This window comes from Albidovulum aestuarii (assembly GCF_029961185.1).
Classification (GTDB): Bacteria; Pseudomonadota; Alphaproteobacteria; order Rhodobacterales; family Rhodobacteraceae; genus Albidovulum; species Albidovulum aestuarii.
Genome location: NZ_JASBQQ010000003.1, coordinates 202,902 through 223,621 on the forward strand (window position 1 = coordinate 202,902; position 20,720 = coordinate 223,621).

22 protein-coding genes are annotated in these 20,720 nt (G+C 64.0%); 1 reads left to right on the top strand and 21 read right to left on the bottom strand.

All coding sequences use genetic code 11. The features are described from left to right. Positions 1–20: 20 nt before the first annotated feature. From QKW60_RS09075 to xdhA, 21 genes are all read right to left on the bottom strand, one after another. On the bottom strand, positions 21–830 hold the full coding sequence (locus QKW60_RS09075) for a division plane positioning ATPase MipZ (protein ID WP_282368162.1): 810 nt from the start codon (positions 828–830) through the stop codon (positions 21–23). 108 nt (positions 831–938) lie between these two features. Next, positions 939–1,160: a 50S ribosomal protein L31 gene (gene rpmE, locus QKW60_RS09080; protein WP_282368164.1), complete on the bottom strand. Its 222-nt coding sequence runs from the start codon at positions 1,158–1,160 to the stop codon at positions 939–941. Between the two features lie 11 nt (positions 1,161–1,171). Continuing rightward, positions 1,172–1,549 carry a 50S ribosomal protein L19 gene (rplS, locus tag QKW60_RS09085; protein ID WP_282368165.1) on the bottom strand — a complete coding sequence of 126 codons (378 nt, stop codon included), beginning with the start codon at positions 1,547–1,549 and terminating at the stop codon, positions 1,172–1,174. Between the two features lie 346 nt (positions 1,550–1,895). Next, entirely contained in the window at positions 1,896–2,621 is a 726-nt protein-coding gene (locus tag QKW60_RS09090; RefSeq protein WP_282368166.1) for a class I SAM-dependent methyltransferase, read from the bottom strand. A 243-nt stretch (positions 2,622–2,864) separates the two neighbouring features. Further along, positions 2,865–3,605: a tRNA (guanosine(37)-N1)-methyltransferase TrmD gene (gene trmD / locus QKW60_RS09095; protein WP_282368670.1), complete on the bottom strand. Its 741-nt coding sequence runs from the start codon at positions 3,603–3,605 to the stop codon at positions 2,865–2,867. 68 nt (positions 3,606–3,673) lie between these two features. Then, the gene (gene rimM / locus QKW60_RS09100; protein WP_282368167.1) at positions 3,674–4,180 is read right to left on the bottom strand and encodes a ribosome maturation factor RimM; all 507 of its coding nucleotides are present in this window, start codon (positions 4,178–4,180) and stop codon (positions 3,674–3,676) included. After that, on the bottom strand, positions 4,170–4,322 hold the full coding sequence (locus tag QKW60_RS09105) for a hypothetical protein (protein WP_282368168.1): 153 nt from the start codon (positions 4,320–4,322) through the stop codon (positions 4,170–4,172). Before QKW60_RS09105 ends, rimM begins: the two co-directional genes overlap by 11 nt. Positions 4,323–4,336: 14 nt before the next feature. Next, positions 4,337–4,750, bottom strand: coding sequence for a 30S ribosomal protein S16 (gene rpsP / locus QKW60_RS09110; RefSeq protein WP_282368170.1), 414 nt, complete (start codon positions 4,748–4,750; stop codon positions 4,337–4,339). A gap of 54 nt (positions 4,751–4,804) precedes the next feature. Further along, entirely contained in the window at positions 4,805–5,101 is a 297-nt protein-coding gene (locus tag QKW60_RS09115) for a chorismate mutase (protein ID WP_282368172.1), read from the bottom strand. Positions 5,102–5,254: 153 nt separating this feature from the next. After that, positions 5,255–5,830, bottom strand: a complete 576-nt coding sequence (locus tag QKW60_RS09120; RefSeq protein ID WP_282368174.1) for a GNAT family N-acetyltransferase — start codon at positions 5,828–5,830, stop codon at positions 5,255–5,257. Further along, entirely contained in the window at positions 5,827–6,366 is a 540-nt protein-coding gene (locus tag QKW60_RS09125; protein ID WP_282368177.1) for a GNAT family N-acetyltransferase, read from the bottom strand. Before QKW60_RS09125 ends, QKW60_RS09120 begins: the two co-directional genes overlap by 4 nt. Next, positions 6,363–6,872 carry a GNAT family N-acetyltransferase gene (locus QKW60_RS09130; protein WP_282368178.1) on the bottom strand — a complete coding sequence of 170 codons (510 nt, stop codon included), beginning with the start codon at positions 6,870–6,872 and terminating at the stop codon, positions 6,363–6,365. Before QKW60_RS09130 ends, QKW60_RS09125 begins: the two co-directional genes overlap by 4 nt. Before the next feature lie 220 nt (positions 6,873–7,092). Beyond that, on the bottom strand, positions 7,093–8,613 hold the full coding sequence (ffh, locus tag QKW60_RS09135) for a signal recognition particle protein (protein ID WP_282368180.1): 1,521 nt from the start codon (positions 8,611–8,613) through the stop codon (positions 7,093–7,095). A gap of 195 nt (positions 8,614–8,808) precedes the next feature. After that, on the bottom strand, positions 8,809–10,095 hold the full coding sequence (locus QKW60_RS09140) for an NAD(P)/FAD-dependent oxidoreductase (RefSeq protein ID WP_282368182.1): 1,287 nt from the start codon (positions 10,093–10,095) through the stop codon (positions 8,809–8,811). Positions 10,096–10,261: 166 nt separating this feature from the next. Further along, on the bottom strand, positions 10,262–11,350 hold the full coding sequence (locus tag QKW60_RS09145) for a BMP family ABC transporter substrate-binding protein (RefSeq protein WP_282368183.1): 1,089 nt from the start codon (positions 11,348–11,350) through the stop codon (positions 10,262–10,264). Between the two features lie 44 nt (positions 11,351–11,394). Further along, a complete protein-coding gene (locus QKW60_RS09150; protein WP_282368185.1) occupies positions 11,395–12,327 on the bottom strand; it encodes an ABC transporter permease in 933 nt (310 codons plus the stop codon). Continuing rightward, positions 12,327–13,406, bottom strand: a complete 1,080-nt coding sequence (locus QKW60_RS09155; RefSeq protein ID WP_282368187.1) for an ABC transporter permease — start codon at positions 13,404–13,406, stop codon at positions 12,327–12,329. The genes QKW60_RS09150 and QKW60_RS09155 overlap by 1 nt, the downstream gene beginning before the upstream one ends. Next, positions 13,393–14,922 (bottom strand): ABC transporter ATP-binding protein, encoded by a 1,530-nt coding sequence (locus QKW60_RS09160; protein WP_282368189.1) that lies wholly within the window; start codon positions 14,920–14,922, stop codon positions 13,393–13,395. The genes QKW60_RS09155 and QKW60_RS09160 overlap by 14 nt, the downstream gene beginning before the upstream one ends. Then, positions 14,919–15,869: a xanthine dehydrogenase accessory protein XdhC gene (gene xdhC / locus QKW60_RS09165; protein WP_282368190.1), complete on the bottom strand. Its 951-nt coding sequence runs from the start codon at positions 15,867–15,869 to the stop codon at positions 14,919–14,921. The genes QKW60_RS09160 and xdhC overlap by 4 nt, the downstream gene beginning before the upstream one ends. After that, positions 15,866–18,181 (bottom strand): xanthine dehydrogenase molybdopterin binding subunit, encoded by a 2,316-nt coding sequence (xdhB, locus tag QKW60_RS09170; RefSeq protein ID WP_282368191.1) that lies wholly within the window; start codon positions 18,179–18,181, stop codon positions 15,866–15,868. The genes xdhC and xdhB overlap by 4 nt, the downstream gene beginning before the upstream one ends. Then, positions 18,178–19,545: a xanthine dehydrogenase small subunit gene (gene xdhA, locus QKW60_RS09175; protein WP_282368192.1), complete on the bottom strand. Its 1,368-nt coding sequence runs from the start codon at positions 19,543–19,545 to the stop codon at positions 18,178–18,180. The genes xdhB and xdhA overlap by 4 nt, the downstream gene beginning before the upstream one ends. A 265-nt stretch (positions 19,546–19,810) precedes the next feature. On the opposite strand from xdhA, the gene QKW60_RS09180 reads away from it, so the two are divergent. Next, entirely contained in the window at positions 19,811–20,632 is an 822-nt protein-coding gene (locus QKW60_RS09180; protein ID WP_282368193.1) for a DUF6544 family protein, read from the top strand. Positions 20,633–20,720 lie beyond the last annotated feature (88 nt).

Here is a 20,720-nt window from a genome sequence, read left to right on the forward strand (position 1 = left end):
TATTCTGAACATGGTAACGGTCAGAAATTGACCGTTACACCCGGCAGGTTCAATTCGCGAACCAGATCACGCACTTCCTGCCGCGCGGCCACGTTGGAGATGTTGAGCTTCTCCACCCCCACATCCTTCAGATCGAGAAGCGTGAGACCCCGCGGGAACAGCTCGCGGAAGATGACGCGCTCGGAAAATCCGGGCGCTACGCGGAAGCCGATCCGCTTGGACAATTGCTCAAGTGCGCCGCCGACCTTGCGCTTGTTGTGCATCTGCTGCGCGCCAAGACGGTTCCTCAGCACGATCCAGTCGATGGGCTTCAACCCGGCGCGGGCGCGCAACTGGCGGGCATGCCACACCATTTCAGAATAGATCGACGGGCCGATGACCCGGCTGGTATCGGGATCGACACGCGCCAGAAGGTCGAAATCAATGAAGCTGTCGTTCAGCGGCGTGATCAGCGTGTCGGCCAGCGAATGGGCGACCTGGCTAAGGCGCGTATGCGATCCGGGGCAGTCGATGATGATGAACTCGGCATCCTTCTCCAGCCCGGCGACGGCGGCAGAGAGGCGACGGTCATAGACGTTCTCACCGGCGGCGAGCGTCGACTGATCCACCTCGGGCAGGTCGCGGTAGTCCGGGATCGGCAGGTCCAGCCCCTCTTTCCGGGCGAAAGCGCGGCGGTTTTCGACGTAACGGCCGAAGCTGCGCTGCCGCAGGTCGAGGTCGAGCGCGCCAACCTTGTGTCCCATCCGCGCCAAGGCCGTCGCCACATGCATGCAGGTCGTCGATTTCCCCGACCCGCCCTTTTCGTTGCCCACGACGATGATATGCGCCACGTGTCTGTCCCTGTATCTCGTTCCGTGTTCCCGGAATCAAAAAGGCGCGCCGTCCCCAGCGCGCCTCTACTATATGTTGCGCCCCCACTCTTGGGAAGCGCAAGGGGCTCAGAATCCGAGGCCCGCGTACTTGTTCTTGAACTTCGACACGCGGCCGCCGGTATCCATCAGCTTGGCCGAACCGCCGGTCCAGGCCGGATGCACCGAGGGATCGATGTCGAGCGACATGGAGTCGCCTTCCTTGCCCCAGGTCGAGCGAACCTGGAAGGTGGAGCCGTCGGTCAGCTTGACCTCGATCATGTGGTAGTCGGGATGGATGTCTTTTTTCATGGTCCCGCTCCTCACGCTTCGGCTTTGGGCTTGTAATTGGTGACTTCGGCGATCCGGGCGGATTTACCACGACGGTCGCGCAGGTAGTAGAGCTTGGCGCGGCGGACGCGGCCGCGGCGCACGACCTCGATCGAGTCGATGTTGGTCGAGTAAAGCGGGAAGACGCGCTCGACGCCTTCGCCGAAGGAAATCTTGCGGACGGTAAACGAGGCGGCAATCGTGTCGCCACCCTTGCGGGCGATGCAGACGCCTTCGTACATCTGGACGCGCGAACGCGTGCCTTCCGTCACCTTGTAGCCGACACGGACGGTGTCGCCCGCCTTGAAGTCCGGGATGGACTTGCCGAGCGCGGCGATCTGCTCGGCCTCCAGTTGCGCGATCAGGTTCATCGCGTGATCCTTTCAATGTGCTCGCGGTGGTTCCGCGATGGTGTTCGCGCCTCAGAGCTCCGTGTCTTCATCGGGTCCGCATGCCGCGCCCGCCGGAGATCAGGTCATCGTTCCTTGTTCTTGCCGCCGCTCGCCGCCCCAGCCGAAGAAAACAAAGGGCATGGGCGAACAGACAACAGGCCCGGCCGACTCGATTGAGCCCCGGACGGGCGGGGTATAGTGGGGGCGAACGGGTGGGTCAAGGGGAGCGTGGTGCACCAGCACTATGAGTCTGCTTGGAGCCCTTCCACGACAGTCGTGCGTGGCGGAGCAGCCCCGTCCGAGGATGCTTGTAACTCTCACATGGCTACTGCATCAACGATGAAGTCCCGAGGACGTATATCGCAATCGGTGACATCTTCGTTTCGTCGCGCCACTCTATTCCTTCGCCAGTTCGACCGAGCGGTTTGTGAAGCTTGGCAACGTCGAGGCCGGCGCGGCGGGCGGCTCCGACGTAATCCTCCTCAGTCCAGAAATAGTCGTACAAGACGACGTCTATCCCTTGGATCAACAGTTTCACCGTGTCGCCGCTTTGAAGCAATTTGTCATTCTCGGGAAAAGCGTAAGACAATGATACCCAGTTCCCTTCGGTCGCTTCTGTCGAGGAGGTCACAAGGATTATTATTCCATCTTTTCTCAAAACCCGCTTCAGTTCCTTCAGGATATTCTCGATCTCTGCGATGCGCGAGACTTCCAGGAACACGTAGCTGGCGAAGATCAGATCGAAAGCGGAGTCTTCGAATGGTAGGCGTCCACTGGGAACATGGTGATACTCACCCGCCTCATCTCTGGAGCGAGCTTGCCTGAGCATATCGTGACTGATGTCCACGCCGACCGCATCGTAGCCAAGGCGCTTCAGAAATCGTGTCGAGCGCCCCGCGCCACAGCCATAATCGAGCACGGATGCGACGGAACTTGCGTACTCATCAATCAGCATGGGTATGTCGCGAAAGGCCAGGTATTGTGTCCCTTGCATCTCGAGGTCAGCAAATGCGTCCGCGTGTTTTTCGTAGTCGTGAGTTTTGATGCTCATCGAAGCCATCTCCGCGAAAATGTGGCCATATTCGCCATCCGGAGCGGTCTCGCCGACCGCAAGGCCCAAACCCATGGTGCACAAAGACTGAACCGGCCCACCCAATTGGAGCAATCTACCGATCCTAGCCGATCTGTGAATTTGAGTGAATGCAGCATCGTCCGAACGGCAGCGCCTTCTGTCCGGCCCCAGATTGAGTAGGCCTCCAACGTCAGCGTCGTCCACGTTGCTGACGCTTGGTAGCTATCGTTCGGATTTAGCTTTTGTCGCCGCCCATAGATCCGGCCGCCTTTCCCGCGTCAGCCGTTCCGCCTCCGCCCGCCGCCATTTCTCGACTTCGGCGTGATTGCCCGAGGTGAGGACGGGCGGGATCTCGCGTCCCTCCCAGACTGCCGGGCGGGTGTATTGCGGATGCTCCAGAAGGCCGTGGGAGTGGCTTTCCTCTTCCGTGGAGGCCGCGTTGCCGAGGACACCGGGCAGAAGCCGCACGACTGCATCCAGCAATGCCTGCGCGGCGATCTCACCGCCGGTCAGGACGAAGTCGCCGAGGCTCACCTCCTCGACCGCGTAGTGATCGAGCACACGCTGGTCGACGCCCTCGAACCGGCCCGCAAGCATCGTGATGCCTTGCGTGGTTGCCCAGCGGCGGGCCATCGCCTGATCGAAGGGTTTGCCGCGCGGCGACAGGTACACGACCGGCCATTTTGCACGGTCGGGCGGTGTGCCGATGGCTGCCTGATCGAAAGCCGCGCCCACCACATCGGCGCGCAGCACCATGCCCGCGCCGCCACCTGCCGGCGTGTCGTCGACATTGCGGTGCTTGCCAATGCCGAAGGGGCGGAGCGGAATCGTCTCCAGATGCCAGAGTCCGGCCACCAGCGCCTTTCCGGTCAGCGAAAGGCCGAGCGTGCCCGGAAAGGCCTCCGGGAAAAGCGTGATGATACGGGCGGTCCATGCACCTTTAAGGCGTGGGGTTTCCGCCATCAGGTCACGGGGTTTGAGAGAGGCCGAGACGGACAGCCGCCCGTGGGATTTGGGTTTATCTTCGCCCGTCACTCCGTCTCCTCCGGCGGGTCCGCGATGATCCGGCCAGTCGTCAGGTCTACGGTCGGGACGACAGCGCGGGTGAAGGGCAGAAGGAGCGCGGTCTTCCGGCCCGGCGTGAAGATTTCCAGAATATCGCCCGCGCCATGATTGTGGACCGCGCGGAGTGTGCCGAGCTTGGCGCCGCCGGTGTCATAGACCTCGAGTCCGATCAGATCGGCATGGTAGAACTCGTCATCCGGCAGGTTGGGCAGCATCGACCGGTCGGCATAGAGGTCTGTTCCGCGCAGGGCGTCGGCCTCTTCCTTGGTTGAGACGCCCGAGAGGCGCGCGGCGAAACCGTTATTGATGCTGCGGGTGATGCGGAGGGTAAAGCTGCGTTTGCCGTCCTCGGTCCAGAGAGGCGCGTAAGCGGCAATCGCCTCGGGTTGGGCGCAATAGCTTTTCAGCCGCACCTCACCCCTGACGCCGAAGGCGCCGCCAATGGCGCCGACGCAGATACGGTCAGTTGCCATCTGTCACCTCCGGACACTCGGCCGCCACCGTGGTGGCGGCCGGTTTCGGGACCAGTATGCGATCGGTCTTCATACCCAGCCAGAACGACCCCGCACACAGCGTGAGGGTGACGATCCGGCGCAGGAAAAAGCCGATCAGCATGTCTTTTCAGCGCCTTATTCGGACGCAGCTTCGTCGGCCGCAGCCTCTTCGGCCGGGGCTTCAGCAGGGGCGGCAGCGGCTTCAGATGCCTTGGCCGACTTCGCGGCCTTTTCTTCGGCGCGCTTCTTGGCCTTGTCGCCCGGCTCGGCTTTTTTCATGTTGGCGCGGGTGGCTTTTTCCTTGACGCCGGCGGCTTCTAGCATGCGGGCGATGCGGTCAGTCGGCTGGGCGCCTTTGGACAGCCAGTGCTGCACGCGCTCCATGTCCATCTTCACGCGGTCTTCGGAGTCCTTCGGCAGCAGCGGGTTGTAGGTGCCGAGCTTTTCGAGGAAGCGGCCGTCGCGCGGCATGCGGCTGTCGGCTGCGACGATCGAATAGAACGGACGCTTCTTGGAGCCCCCACGGGCGAGGCGGATTTTCATAGCCATTTGAATGTCTCCTTTACTTGGCTTTGAAACAGGCACGTGCCTGTTATTCCTTGGTTATTTCTGCAGTTTCTCGTGATGCCTGATGACTTCCGATATGATGAAGTTCAGGAATTTCTTGGCGAATTCGGGGTCGAGATCGGCCTCCAGCGCCATGCGCTGCAACCGCTCGATCTGCTGGCTTTCACGCAGGGGATCGGAGGCGGGCAGGTCGTGTTCGGCCTTCAGCCGACCCACCGCCTGGGTGTGCTTGAACCGCTCGGCCAGCGTGTAGACGAGGATTGCGTCGAGCCGGTCGATGCTCTCGCGGTGGCCCTTCAGCAAGGACGCGGCAAGGGTCGTGGGATCACTCATGCGGACCTCCGATATGGGCGAAAGGGCGTCTGGCGGCTGTATGGCAGGCGTATGGCATCCGTCCCGACACTGTCCCGACAGTGATGCGGGACCGCAGCGCCGGGGCGCTGCCCCGGACCCCGGGGTATTTCGGCAATGAAGAAGCAGGTCGGGTCATGCGTTTCCCTCCCGGCGGTGGCGGTAGACGAGGACTGGCTCGTCGAAGGCGGCCTCGGCCGCGTGGTCGCGGGTGGCGCCGAGCCGTTCGGCAAGCCGGACGGAGCGGTCATTGCCATGGTCGATATAGCTGACCTGCGTGTCCCAACCGAGCGCGCCGAAGGCATGGGCACGGGCCGCCAGCGCGGCCTCGTGCGCAAGGCCCTTGCCCTCGGCCGCAGCGGAGAAGAGATAGCCAAGCTCCGGCTCGCGGTCGCCGGGTTCGAACCCGAGAAGGACGAAGCCAAGGAGCGCGCCGTCGGCCTTCCCCTCGACGGTCCAGAGCCCGTGCCCGCGCAGGAGCCAGGTCGCGGTCGCCTGGGTGAAGTCGAGCCAGGCATCCTCACGCGACATCGGCCCGCCGATGTAACGCCCGCGTTCGTCGCATTCGATCGCCGCCCAGTCGTCGAAATCGCAGATGCGTGGGGCGCGGAGGCGGAGCCGCGCGGTCTCGATCACCGGGATCAGGGCGGAAAGCGCGCCTGCTAGCGCGGCGGCCGGGCCGGTCGGGGGCTGTTCCCATGGGCGAATCATGCGCGCGCCTCCGGAGCCGGGTGGCGGTAGACGTAGCAGGTCTTGTCGCCGCCGGGATGGGTGGCCTTGTCGTCGCGGACGGCGCCCATGCGTTCGGCGAGCGCGATGGAGCGGGTGTTCTCCGGCACCACGTAGCTGACGGCGGTGTCCCAGCCGAGTGTATCAAAGGCATGGGCGCGGGCGGCGATTGCGGCCTCGCAGGCATAACCTTTGCCTTCGGCCCCGGCTGACCAGACCGCCCAGCCGATTTCGGTTTCCGGCCAGCCTGCGGGGAACCATGGCCCGGCCATGCCCAGCACCTTGTCCGCGCCCTTGGCCGTGAAGATGAACATGCCAAAGCCGCGCATCACCCAATGGCCGATGAGGTGGCCGAACGCACGCCATTTCTTGCCCTCGTCCAACTCGCCGTCGCGCACGAACTGCGAGCGGGGGGTGGCGAGGAAGGCGGAAAAGGCGGGCCAGTCCTGCGGCGCGGGCGCGCGGAGCGTGAGGCGGTCTGTGGTCAGGACGGGCGTGTCGGCCAGATGCGGGGTCATGCGAGCCCCCTGATGTCGTGTACGATCACCACGTCGCCGGGATCGGTGCCGGGGATCGTGGGGTCTATTGTGCCGCCAAGCTTCAGCCCGAGCGCGATGGAGCGGTCATTGGCCGGGTCGATGATGTTGATCAGGCGGTCCCAGCCGAAGCTCTTGCGCGCCCATACCATGACGGCTCGGGCGGCCTCGGCGGCGTAACCCTTGCCCTCTGCCTCTGGCACGGTGAACCAGCCAAGCTCGGGTTCGGGATAACCCATGAATTCATAGATGCCGACCTCGCCGACATAAGCGCCGGTTTCACGGTCATCGAGGCCGAAGGCGCCGTAGCCCTTGAGCTGCCAGAGCGCCACATCGGCGGCCCATTTCTTCCACGCCTCTTCCCGGCCCATCATGCCCCGTTCGTGGATCGAGCGGGGGGAGGCGAAGAATGCCGCCCAATGCTCGAAATCTGCGAGTTTGGGGGCGCGGAGGGTGAGGCGGTCGGTGTGAAGGTTCGGAGGAATCATGCGGTACCGCCTTGGGTGCGGGCATGCCGGGAGAGCGCGGTCGAGAAACCGGACGTGGTCCCCCCACCCCCATCCCCTCCCCACGAGGGGGAGGGGAGGCTCCCGGAGTGTCGATGCCGGTCGTCATGACAGCGGGCGGACGCGGCTCCCCTCCCCCTCGTGGGGAGGGGATGGGGGTGGGGGGCCACCCGCGCTTGGCGCCGATATGTCCGCGCTGCGATCACTTCTTCTTGCCCAGACCGCCGAGGCCCGAAAGCCCCGAGGGCAGCTTCATGCCGCCAAGACCGCCCGGCAGACCCATGCCGCCCGGCAGCTTGCCGCCGCCGATGCCTTCCTGCATGCCCTTGGCCATGGCTTCCATCTCGGCCGGGCTCATCTTCGAGGGGTCGGGCATGCCGCCTTTCCCCATCATCTGCCTGATGGCCTGTTTCATCATGCCGCCCTTGCCCATCTTCTTCATCATGTCCGCCATCTGGCGGTGCATCTTCAGAAGCTGGTTGAGTTCGCTGACCTCAAGCCCCGCACCGGCGGCGATGCGCTTCTTGCGGCTGGCCTGCAGGAGGGCGGGATTGGCGCGCTCTTTCTTGGTCATTGAGCCGATGAGCGCGATCTGGCGGCGGAGGATGGAGTCGTCGAAACCCGCCGCCTCCATCTGTTTCGCGGCCTTGCCCATGCCGGGCAGCATGCCCATCATGCCCTGCATGCCGCCCATCTTGATCATCTGTTCAAGCTGGGACTTGAGGTCGTTCATGTTGAAAAGGCCCTTGGCGAAGCGCTTGGCCATGCGCTCGGCCTGTTCGGCCTCCAAGGTCGCCTGCGCCTTTTCGACAAGGGCCACGATGTCGCCCATGCCGAGGATGCGGCCCGCGACGCGCTCGGCCTCGAAGGTCTCAAGGGCGTCCATCTTTTCGCCCAAGCCAACGAAGCGGATCGGCTTGCCGGTGACCGCGCGCATCGAAAGCGCGGCACCGCCGCGGCCGTCGCCGTCCATCCGGGTCAGGACGACGCCGGTGATGCCGACCTTGGCGTCGAATTCCTGCGCGACCTCGACGGCGACCTGACCGGTCAGGCCATCGACGACGAGAAGCGTTTCGCGGGGCTTGGTGACGGCGGCGACCTCGGCCACCTCGTCCATCAGGACCTGATCGATCTGCAACCGGCCGGCGGTGTCGAGCATGTAGACGTCGTAGCCGCCGAGCGTCGCCTGCTGCTTCGCACGCTTGGCGATCTGGACGGCGCTTTCGCCCTTGACGATCGGCAGTGTATCGACGCCGATTTGTGTCCCGAGGATTGCAAGCTGCTCCATCGCCGCCGGGCGGTTGGTGTCGAGCGAGGCCATGAGGACGCGCTTCTTCTCGCGTTCCTTCAGGCGTTTGGCGAGCTTGGCGGTGGTGGTGGTCTTGCCGCCACCCTGAAGGCCGACCATCAGGATCGGGGCGGGCGGGTTGTCGATTTTCAGCGTGCCGGGATCTTCGGCACCGCGAAGGACGTCGATCAGCGCGTCATGGACGATCTTGACGACCTGCTGGCCGGGGGTGATCGATTTGGTGACGGCGGCGCCGGTGGCCTTGCCCTCCACCGCCTTGATGAAATCGCGCGCGACGGGCAGCGAGACGTCGGCCTCCAGCAGCGCCACGCGGACCTCGCGGAGCGCGGTTTTGACGTCGTCCTCAGAGAGGGCGCCCTGTTTCGTCAGCCGGTCGAAGACGCCGCCAAGGCGTTCTGACAGGTTCTCGAACATATGGCCCTCCTTGGCCTTTTGACTTCATTGCCCCTGACATAGCGACAGGAGCGTCCAAACGCAAAACGCACCAGTGGGCGCAACGCGCTGACTGGTGGCGATCCCCTGACATTCCGGGGACCGGAAGTTTTGTCACTTCCGGGATCCGGGCGGGTTTAGGCGAGGGGGCGCTGCGAGTCAAGCCGGGTCGGGGCTTCAGCCCTTGTGGACCTCTTTCAGCTTGTCGATGCCGAGCATCTTCATCATGGCTTTTTCGTAGTAGGGCTCGGACGTGCCCTTCTTAACCTTGCGGATGAAGTATTTCTCGAACCCGATCTTTGCCAGATGGACCCATTTGCCCGACGACGACCAGTTGACGTTGCGCGGCGGAATCTGCGGCTGGGCGACGAAGGCCACGCCGCCATCGCCGAAATCGGCGAGGCAGACGGCGTTCCAGGTGCCGACATTGTCGGGTTCCTGCCCGCGCAGAACCTGCCCGAGGTTGTGGGCCGTCGCGGTCACCATGGATTCAATCATGAAGCCGGTCTTGGGCACGCCGCAGGGCACGGGCGTCGGCCCCATCGGCGGGATCGCGACGCAGACGCCGACAGCGAAGATGTTGGGGTATTTCGGATTGCGCTGGTGCTGGTCGACGATGGTGAAGCCGCGCGGGTTCGACAGGCCCTCAATACCGGACACGGCCTTGATGCCGCGGAACGCGGGCAGCATCATTGCGAAACCGAAGGGCAGGGCCTTTTCCGCCTTGACCGATCCGTCCTCGGCGATCTCCTCGACCACCATTTTGCCGTCCTCGACCTTCTTCACGCGGGCCGAGGTCATCCATTTGATGTGTTTGCCACGCATCTCGCCTTCGAGAAGGCCCTTGGTGTCGCCCACCCCGTCCAGGCCAAGATGGCCGATATAGGGTTCGGACGTCACGAAGGTCATCGGCACCTTGTCGCGGATCTTGCGGCGGCGGAGTTCGGTTTCCAGGATGAAGGTGAATTCGTAGGCCGGACCGTAGCAGGACGCGCCCTGCACCGCGCCGACGATGATCGGGCCGGGGTTCTTGCAGAAGGCTTCGAACTTTTCAGCGGCCATCTCAGCATGGTCGACATGGCAGATCGACTGGGTATGGCCACCATGCGGGCCGAGGCCCTCGATCTCGTCGAAAGCAAGTTCAGGCCCGGTTGCGATGATCAGGTAATCGTAGTCGATGGAAGTGCCGTCCACGAGGTCGAGCCGGTTTTCTTCAGGATGCAGTTTTTCCGCCGCGACTGGCTTGAAGTCGATCCCCTTTCTGTTCAGCGGCTGGGTCAGGTCGACCGTGATGTCGTCTCGCTTGCGCCAGCCGACCGCGATCCATGGATTGGACGGGACGAAGTGATAGAGGGGGTCCTTGGTGACAATGGTGATCCGATCCTCTGGCCGGATCTGGTCGGCCAGTTCATAGGCCATGATGGAGCCGCCAAGCCCGGCCCCCAGAACGACGATATGTGCCATTTCCTGCTCCTCCCAGAGCATCGGCTGGCCATTTTGGGCAGCCTGATAGCACACACATATAATGAAAATGGAATATGATAATGATCTGTGTCAATTTCACGCAACGAAAAGAAAAACCCCGCGCCGGGTGGCGCGGGGTCTGACGTTCAGGCCGAAATTCCCGGAATTACTTCGGAATTTCGCCGGTGATGCCTTCAACATAGAAGCCCATGCCGAGAAGATCGCCATCCGGTGCGGTCTGGCCTTCAGCCAGCCAGGCCGAGCCGTCCTGCTTGTTGATCGGGCCGGTGAACGGGTGGTAGCTGCCCGCCGCGATGGCGTCGCGCATCGCTTCCGCTTCGGCCTTCACCTCGGCCGGAACCGCGTCCGTGATGTCGCCGATCAGCACTTCGCCGCCCGAAATACCTTCCCATGCATCACCGGACTCATAGGTGCCGTCGAGAAGCTGGCCTACCCGCTTCACATAGTAGGGACCCCAGTTGTCGATGATCGACGAGACGCGCGGCGAGGGCGCGTATTCCGACATGTCGGAAGCCTGACCGAAGCCGATCACGGCACCGTTAGACTTGGCGGCCTCGGCCAGAGGTGCGGTCGAGTCGGTGTGGGCGGCGATCACGTCCACGCCCTGCTCGATCATCGCTTTGGCGGCATCGGCCTCTTTCGCCGGGTCGAACCAGGTATAGGCCCAGACCACGGTCAGTTCGACATCCGGGTTCACCTTCTTGGCGTGCAGGTAATAGGAGTTGATGCCCATCACCACTTCGGGGATCGGGAAGGAGGCGATGTAGCCAATCTTGTTTGTCTTGGTCATGCGGCCCGCGATCGTGCCCTGCACCGCGCGGCCCTCATAGAAGCGGGCGTTGTAGGTGGAGACGTTCGGATGATCGCGCTTGTAGCCCGTGGCATGTTCGAACATCACGTTCGGGAACTTGGCGGCGACCGCATTGGTCGGGTCCATGTAGCCGAAGGAGGTGGTGAAGATGATGTTGCAGCCCGACAGCGCCATCTGGGTCAGCACGCGTTCGGCATCGGCACCTTCCGGCACGTTTTCCTGAAACGCGGTTTCAACCCTGTCGCCGAAGGCGGCCTCCACATCCTGACGGCCGACATCGTGCTGATAGGTCCAGCCGCCGTCGCCGACGGGGCCGACATAGACGAAGCAGGCCTTGACCTTGTCCATCTGGGCATTGGCCGCGCCGCTGAAGGCAAGGCCGAGGCCGAGCGCTGCAGAGGCAAGTAGATGTCTTCTTTTCATATTACACTCCCGGTTGGTGGGGCTTCGCGCCCCGATGGTTGGCCTCAATGCGAGGCGTGGAAATTCTGACCAAGGCTTGCAGGCGCGTTCAGAGACGCCTTTCCACGGCCAGAGGACATGATGACCAGCACAAGGATGGTTACCAGATAGGGCGCCATCGACAAGTACTCGACAGGGATGGCAGAACCAGCAGCCTGCAGATTGAGCTGCAGAACCGTGATGCCGCCGAAGAGATAGGCGCCGATGAGTACCCGCCAGGGCCGCCAGCTGGCAAAGACCACGATCGCGAGCGCGATCCAGCCCGCGCCGGAGGTGATGCCGTCGACCCATTGGGGCACGCGGACAAGGCTGATATAGGCCCCGCCCATTCCGGCCATGGCGCCCCCGAACATGATGCAGCCGATGCGGACGCGGGTGACCTTGTAGCCCAGCGAATGTGCGGCCTCATGGTTTTCGCCGACCGCGCGGATGATGAGGCCGAGGCGCGTGGATTTCAGCACATACCAGGTGACGGCGACCATCAGGATGGAGAAATAGACCATCCAGTCATGGGCAAAGAGAACCCGGCCGAGGAAGGGGATATCGGCCAGGGGGCCGAAGGGTACGGCATTCGTGGGCGGCGGCTTGATCCCGTTGTAGCCTTGCCCCGCGAGAGAGGAGAGGCCGAGGCCGAAGAGCGTCAGCGCTAGACCGGTTGCCACCTGATTGGTCAGGAGGAACTGGGTCAGGAAGGCGAAGACGAGGCTGAGCGCCGCACCGGCGACCGCGCCGCCGATGAAGCCGATGACCGGGCTGCCGGTATTGACCGCCACGATGAATCCGGCAATGGCGCCGATAATCATCATCCCCTCGACCCCGAGGTTCAGGACGCCCGATTTCTCGACGATCAGCTCGCCGAGCGCGGCCAGCATGATCGGAACCGCCGCCACCATCAGCGAGGCAATCAGAACGGCCGGGTTAATTGATCCGAAATCCATCACTTGGCCCCCATGAACATGCGGATGCGGTAGTTGGACAGCACGTCCACCCCGAGCAGGAAGAATAAGAGCATTCCCTGGAAGACCTGGATTGCCGCCGAAGGCAGGCCGAGATTGGTCGCGGCCATCTCACCCCCGACATAGGTCAGCGCCATCAGGAGCCCGGCAAAGACGATGCCGATCGGATTGAGCCGTCCGAGGAAGGCCACGATGATCGCGGTGAAGCCATAGCCCGAGTTGAAGTCGATGGAGATCTGGCCTGCGGGCCCGGTCACCTCGAAAAGCCCCGCAAGACCTGCCAGCGCACCCGAGACCCCCATGCAGAAGACAACGAGCCTTGTGGGGTTGACCCCGTGGAACCGGGCCGCGCGCGGCGCCTGACCGGCCAGCTTGATCTGGAAGCCGAGGATATGGCGTTGCAGAAGGATATAGACGAGGATCGCCGTCACCAAAGCCGCGACGCCACCCCAATGCAGCCCGCTGCCCGCAATCAGTTCCGGGTTCGATGCTGCCTTGTAGGATGAAAAGTTGCGGCTGCCGGGGAAGCCCGCGCCGTCCGGGTTGCGCAGGAAGCCGGTCGCGGCCTTGGCGAGGATCGTTTCGGCCACATAGACCAGCATCAGCGAGACGAGGATCTCATTGGTGTTGAACCGCGTCTTCAGGATCGCCGGGATCATCGCCCAGAGCCAGCCGCCAAGCGCCCCCGCGATCACCATTACCGGATAGATCAGCCGGGTTTCGGTCGGATAGACCGCCAGCCCCACCGAAGCGCCGATCACAGCGCCCATGATGTACTGACCTTCCGCGCCGATATTCCAGATGCCCGCCCGGAAACCGAGTGCAAGGCCGATGGCGATCAGGATCAGCGGCCCCGCCTTCACCAGCAACTGGCCGCGCAGGTAGAAGGCAAACTCGCCAAAGATCGGGTCCCAGAAGATCGTCCGGATCACCGCGATGGGGTCCTTGCCGAGCATGGCAAAGAGGATGCCGCCCACGATCATCGTCAGGAGGACGGCGACGATCGGCGTACCGTATTGCCAGAATTGCGAGGGTGTTGGACGTTTCTCAAGCCTCAGCATGATGCGCGACCTCCATTCCGTGGGCGCCGCCCATCATCAGCCCGATCTCGTCGATCGTCAGGCCCTTCACCGGGCGTGGCTTCGAGAGCCGTCCCTCGTTCAACACCGCGAACATGTCCGCGATTTCCAGAAGCTCATCGAGGTCCTGGCTGATCACCACGACCCCGGCACCTTCCGCCGCGCGGTTCAGGATCGCCTGCCGGATCGCCGCCGCAGCGGCGGCATCAACGCCCCAGGTGGGCTGGTTGATGACGATGACTTCCGGGGTCTGGTCAAGTTCGCGCCCGATCAGGAATTTCTGCAGGTTGCCGCCCGACAATGCCCGGGCGGCGACATGGTTGCCGGGTGTGCGGACGTCATAGGTGGCAATGACCTCATCGGCGAAGGCGCGGGTTGCGGGCCAGTCGATGAAGCCCTTGTTCGACAGGTTGCGCCGCAGATATCCGCTGAGGAAAGCGTTTTCCACTAGGGACATATCCGGCGCGGCGGCATGGCCATAGCGGTCTTCGGGGGCGGCCACCAGACCGGCATTGCGCCGTTCGCTCGGGCCGTAATCGCCCGCCGCATGGCCGTTCAGCCGCACCTTGTCCGGTGCGCTCTTCAACTCACCCGACAGCGCCAGCAACAATTCGTCCTGCCCGTTGCCGGCAACACCGGCGATGCCAAGCACTTCACCCCGTGCGACGGTGAAGCTGACATTCTTCAGCGACGTGCCGAACGGGATCGGCGAGTCGACCGAGAGGTCTGTCACGCCAAGGACCACCTCGCCCTTGTCGGCAGCCTTGCGTTCGGGCGGTGTCAGGGTTGCGCCGACCATCAGTTCGGCGAGTTCCCGCGCCGTGGACTGTTTCGGATCGGCGGTGCCGACGACCTTGCCGCGACGAAGGATCGTGGCGGCATCGCAGAGCGTCCGGATTTCCTCAAGCTTATGCGATATATAGAGGATCGCCGTGCCCTCCGCCGACAATTGCCGGAGCGTCCGGAACAGGATCTCCACCTCCTGCGGCGTCAGCACGCTTGTCGGCTCGTCCATGATCAGCAGCTTCGGGTCCTGCAGCAGGCAGCGGACGATCTCGACCCGCTGACGCTCCCCGGCCGACAGGTCGCCGACCATGCGCGACGGGTCCAGGGGCAGCCCGTATTCCTCGCTGACCGCCCGGATGCGTGCGGCAAGCTCGCGCATCGGGGGCGGGTTTTCCATACCAAGGGCGACATTCTCGGCGACGTTCAGCGCCTCGAAGAGCGAGAAATGTTGGAACACCATCGCGACGCCCAGTTCGCGCGCCATGCTCGGCGCGGTCGGTGCGAAGGCTTTGCCGCGCAACGTCATCCGCCCCTCGTCGGGTTTGACCAGCCCGTAGATCATCTTGACCAGCGTCGACTTGCCCGCGCCGTTTTCACCCAAGAGCGCGTGAACCTCTCCGACGCCGATCTTGAACGAGACATCCTCGTTCGCTTTCACCCCGGGATAAGATTTACTTATCCCATTGATATCGAGAAGAATTTCCCCCGTCATCCCGCGCGTTCCTTATGTGAGTTCTGGGCGGTTTTTTCGTTCAGTAGTTCGGTGGCGACACCCACGGCGATTGCCTGCGGGTGCTTTCCGAGACTTGGGTCGCCGATCGGGCAGCGGATGCGGTCGATCTGGCCTTCCCCGTGGCCAAGGGCCTTCAGCCGCGACCGGAACCGCGCCCATTTCGTCGCCGATCCGATCAGCCCGGCCCTGCCAAATCCGTGGCCGAGAAGCTGGTGGCAAATCTCCAGATCGAGCGCATGGCTGAAGGTCAGGACCAGATGTTCGGCATGAGAGGGCGCGTCCGCCACCAGTTCGGCCGGATTGGCGGCGATCCTTTGCACGACGCCTTCCGGCACCTCCGGAAACCGCGCGGCATCGGTGTCGATCCAGGTCAGGCGCAGGCCGGGCAGGGGGGCGAGGACAGAAACCAGCGCCCGGCCGACATGGCCCGCGCCCCAGATCCAGATGTCGCGCATGGGCGCGGTGACCGGCTCCACCATCCAGCCATGCAGGATGCGCGGCACAGGCCGGAAGCCCTCACCGCGTGCACGGTTGAGAATGCGGCGCACGGAAAGCGGCATGTCGCCCGAAGTGCCGGGCCGAGGCCGCGCCAGAATGCTGGCATCGCCAAGCGCGGCGAGTTTTTCGGCATCCCAGACCTCGGACAACAGCACGACCGCCCCCCCGCAGCATTGGTTCAGCGCCGGGCCGAGCGGCATCCGGTCGAGCCGGTCGGTCCGGCCTTCGGACAGCATGACCCGAGCCTTGGCTGCCGCTTCGTATTCCAAAGCGCCGCCACCGATCGTGCCGCACTGGCCATCCGACCAGACCAGCATCGCCGCACCCGCCTCGCGCGGGGCCGAGCCCTTGATCTCGGCCACGACCACCCGCACCACGGCGCCGTGGTCGGCCACCGCGCGGGCCAGTGCTTCACGGTCAAAGCTCATTGCTTCGTCCCCCGGGCGCGCTTCACCGCCGCCAGCACCGCCTCGGCGGTCGCGGGGGCCTGAAGGTCGGGATAGTTCGGGCCGCAGGCGGCGCAGGCATCCGAGAGCGCCGAGAAGACAGATATCCCGTGCATGAAGGGCGGTTCGCCCACGGCCTTCGACCGGTAGATTGTCTCCTCACGGTTTGCCCCGTCCCAGAGCGCGACATTGAAGATGCGTGGCCGGTCGGAACAGGCGGGGATCTTGTAGGTCGAGGGCGCATGGGTGCGCAGCCGCCCCTTGTCGTCCCACACGAGTTCCTCGGTCGTCAGCCAGCCGGCACCCTGCACATATGCCCCTTCCACCTGCCCAATATCGAGCGCGGGGTTCAGGCTGGCGCCGGCATCATGCAGGATATCGGCGCGCAGGATGCGGTTTTCACCCGTCAGCGTGTCGATCACCACCTCGCTGACCGCCGCGCCATAGGAAAAGTAGTAGAACGGCCGCCCGCGCCCCGCCTTGCGGTCCCAGGTGATCTTGGGCGTGGCGTAAAAGCCGGTGGAGGAGAGGCTGACGCGGCCCATATAGCAGCGGGCTGCGGCCTCGGCGAACGTCATCTCCTCGCCGCCGACAAAGACCTTGCCCTCTTCGAAATGCACTTTCGCGGGCACCGTCTGATGCTCGCGCGCCAGATAGTCGGCCATGCGGTCGCGGATCGTGTCGCAGGCGGCTTTGACCGCCATGCCATTGAGGTCGGACCCCGATGAGGCCGCCGTGGCCGAGGTGTTGGGCACCTTCGCCGTATCGGTTGCGGTGATCGCGATAGAGGAGACATCGACACCGAAGGAGGCAGCCGCAACCTGGCTGACCTTGCGGAACAGGCCCTGACCCATCTCAGTCCCGCCATGGTTCAGATGGATCGAACCATCGGAATAGACGTGCACCAGCGCGCCTGCCTGATTGAGATGGGTGAGCGTGAAGGAAATGCCGAACTTCACCGGCGTCAGTGAGATGCCCTTCTTCAGGATCGCATTTTCCGCGTTCCACCTGGCAATCGCCGCCTTGCGGGACGCAAATTCCGCCGAGGCCTCCAGCTTCGCCACCAGCCCGTTCAGGATGAAGTCCTCGACCTCCATATGGTAGGGGGTCGTCTGCTTCTTGTTGGCCGAAATACTCCCGCCGGAGGCGTCCGGCATATCGGCATAGAAATTCGCCTTGCGGACGGCGAGCGGTTCAAGCCCGAGCTGATGGGCGATATGATCCATCGCGCGTTCGATCCCGAGCATCCCCTGCGGGCCGCCAAAGCCGCGATAGGCGGTGGCGGACTGGGTGTTGGTCTTGAGACGATGGCTTTCGATCCGAACGTGTTCCAGATTGTAGGCATTGTCGGAATGCAGCATCGCGCGGTCGGCGACCGGCAGGGAAAGGTCCATGGCCCAACCGCAGCGGGCGAGTTGCAGGAACTCGATCCCGAGGATGCGGCCGGTATCGTCCACGCCCGCACGGTATTCGATGCGGAAATCGTGGCGCTTGCCGGTGATGACCATGTCGTCGTCGCGGTCATAGCGCATCTTGGCCGGGCGACCCAGAAGCCGCGCCACCAGTGCGCAGGACACGGCCAGCGCATTGCCCTGGCTTTCCTTGCCGCCAAAACCGCCGCCCATGCGGCGGATCTCGACCCGGACCGCGTTCATCGGCAGGCCGATCGCCTCGGCCACCTTGTGCTGGATCTCGGTCGGGTGCTGGGTCGAGGACTGGACGATGACGCCACCCTCGGCGGGCATCGCAAGGGCCGCCTGACCTTCCAGATAGAAGTGTTCCTGCCCGCCCATCTCGAACCGGCCTTCGACCACACGGGGCGCGCCCGCAATGGCCTTCGCCGCATCGCCCTTGGTCCAGATGACCGGCCCGCCTTCGAAGCGGCTGCCCGCCGCCATCGCATCATCGACGGTCAGAAGCGCGGGGCGTTCCTTGTATTGGATCCTGCCCATGCGCGCGGCTTTCCGGGCGGCGAGGTGGCTGTCGGCGATGACGAGGAAGATCGGCTGGCCGACATAGTGAACTGTGCCGGTGGCCAGCAAAGGTTCGTCATGGATCGAGGGCGAGACATCGTTGGCAAAGGGCAGGTCGTCTGCGGTCCAGACCGCGATGACGCCCGGCGCGGCACGAACCGCCGAGAGGTCGAGCGATGCGATCTCGCCATGCGCTACGGTCGAGAGGCCGAAAGCCAGATGCGCGGTGTTTGCGGGCAGGGGCACGTCGTCGATGTAACGCGCGGTGCCCGAGACATGGAGATGGCCGGAATCGTGGGTGACGGGTTTCGCGACGCTCATGCCTCTACCTCCAGCACCGAAACGGCACTCCCCGACCGTTCATGGAAATACCGCAGGAGCATGTTCTGAGCCGTCTCCAGCCGGTAGGCGGCGGACGCCCTCATGTCAGTCAGGGGGGTGAAATCCGTCGCAAAGGCGGGCAGGGCGGCCTCGATCGTCGCGAGTGTCCAGTCGCGTCCTGTCAGCGCGGCTTCGACCGCCGAAGCGCGTTTCGGGATACCCGCCATACCGCCGAATGCAATCCGGGCATTTTCAACTTTCGAACCGTTTAGCTCGATATCGAAGCATCCGCAGACCGCAGAAATGTCCTGATCGAACCTTTTTGAGAGTTTGTAGCAGGCAAGCCCCGGCGCGGTGTCGGGGATGGTCACCGCTTCGACAAACTCCCCCTTCGCGCGGTCCTGCTTGCCGTAGTCGAGGAAGAAATCCTCCAGCGCGATCTCGCGCCGTGTGGTCCCCTTACGCAGATGCAGCCGTGCGCCCATTGCAATGAGCGCGGGCGGCGCGTCGCCGATGGGCGAGCCGTTGGCGATATTGCCGCCGATGGTGGCCGCGCCCCGCACCTGTTCCGAGGCGAAGCGGCGCAGAAGTTCGGCGAAGGCCGGATGCGGGTCCGCCATCGCACGGCGCAGGGCCGCGATGGTCACGCCCGCGCCGACACGCCAGCCGCCCATCACCTTCTCGATCTTCTGAAGATCAGTGCAGGCGTGAAGGAAGGCGACCTCTGGCAGGTCGCGGAGCTGCTTGGTCACCCAAAGCCCGACATCGGTCGCGCCCGCGACAAGAACCGCGTCGGGATGGCTTTCATACCATTCCGCGAGTGCGTCCGATGTCGCGGGCGCGAAGGGGGCGGCATCCCCATTCAACGCCCCCAGATTCTCATTCATCCAGTCCGGTACCGGCGCGGTCGCGGCGGCTTCGGCCGCGCGGATGATCGGCGCATAGCCGGTGCAGCGGCAGAGATTGCCGGCCAACTGATCGTCGAAATCAGAAGCCCCGTTCTTCTGTGCGACGGCCATCGACATGACAAAACCCGGCGTGCAGAAGCCGCACTGGCTGCCATGCTTTTCGACCATTGCTATCTGAACCGGATGAACTTCGCCCTTTGGACCGGTCAGGCCCTCGACCGTGCGGAGGGCTTTTCCGTGAAGCTGCGGCAGAAAGAGGATGCAGGCATTCAGCGCGCGCGTCCCGCCCGCGTCGGTCACCATGACCGTGCAGGCGCCGCAATCGCCCTCGTTGCAGCCTTCCTTGGTACCCGTCAGCCCGCGCACCTCACGCAGCCAATCCAGTAGAGTCCGCGTCGGGCTTTCGCCTGATACGGTCACCGGCGTTCCGTTCAGCAGAAACGCAATCTCGTTCATCGAATGAACCCGCCGCCTTCTCCTCTTTCCGGCCAGTTGCGCATCCGCCCGATGCGGCGTAAAGCGGATGTCGCGCGCCTCCCTGCATCCATGAAGCGCCGAACGCCTCCTCAAGGCAAGCTAAACCTTTTTCAAAAACCGCTGAGCAGTTTCTTGGATTCCAAGATAATCGCAGGAAATCCACCGGTCGGGTAACCCTTACTGGCATTGCGGCCCGCGCCCGGTCATACTCGCCCGAAGGGTGGTTTCGAATACCGGGTAGGGCATGGAAACGGCGCTCTATGTGCTTGTGCTGGTGTCTTTGGCTCTGATCGTGGCGCAGGTCACGGCGAGCCGGCGGCATCGTGCACATGTTCTCGACCTCGCGCGGCGGTTACAGGACAGCGCGCCGACCCGGGATGTCGAGGCGACATTGCCGCCGATCGTCGCGGATTTTGCCCGCCGCAACGGTGCAAATCTAGACCGGATGCCAAGGGTGGCGTCGTTCCACCAGGCCGGCGAACTCCGCATCCGCAAGGGGGGGGCGTTCCGGTCGTTTCTGGCCTGGCAGGTCGTGGCGCTTGGCCGGGCCGGGTTCCTTTGGGAAGCACGCCAGACCGGTGCGTCACCGGTCTGGGTCAGGGTGCTTGATGCCTATATCGGCGCGGAGGGATGGCTGGAGGTCTGGCTGTTCGGGACGATCCCGCTGAAGAAGGCCGAGGGCGATGCGGTTTCACTGGGTGAGGCCTATCGCTATCTTGCCGAACTGCCCTGGGCACCGGATGCGATCCTAGGCAATCCGGATCTGGCCTGGCGGGTGACCGGACCCGATGCAGCCGAGGTGCGGATGACGGTACAGGAGGGCATCGCCCGGGTGCGGTTCGGTTTCGATGCGGCGGGCGATATCGTGACCATGGAGGCGGACGGGCGACCGGCACTGGATGAGAGTGGCAGCACCGTCAATCGAGACTGGCGCGGGCGCTTTGACGACTACGCGTGGATCGGTGGCAGGCGGGTGCCGCAGACCGGTGAGGTGGGTTATGTCTATCCGTCGGGCTACGAGGCTTACTTCCGTGGCCGGATCAGCGACTACGAGATCTCTTCCTGATGGCCGCTGCGGTTGAGCTGGCCCAGACGCCAGCAAGCAGGTGACGGGGCGGCCGGATTGGGTCTTTCCGGGGCCGTCGCCGATGGGC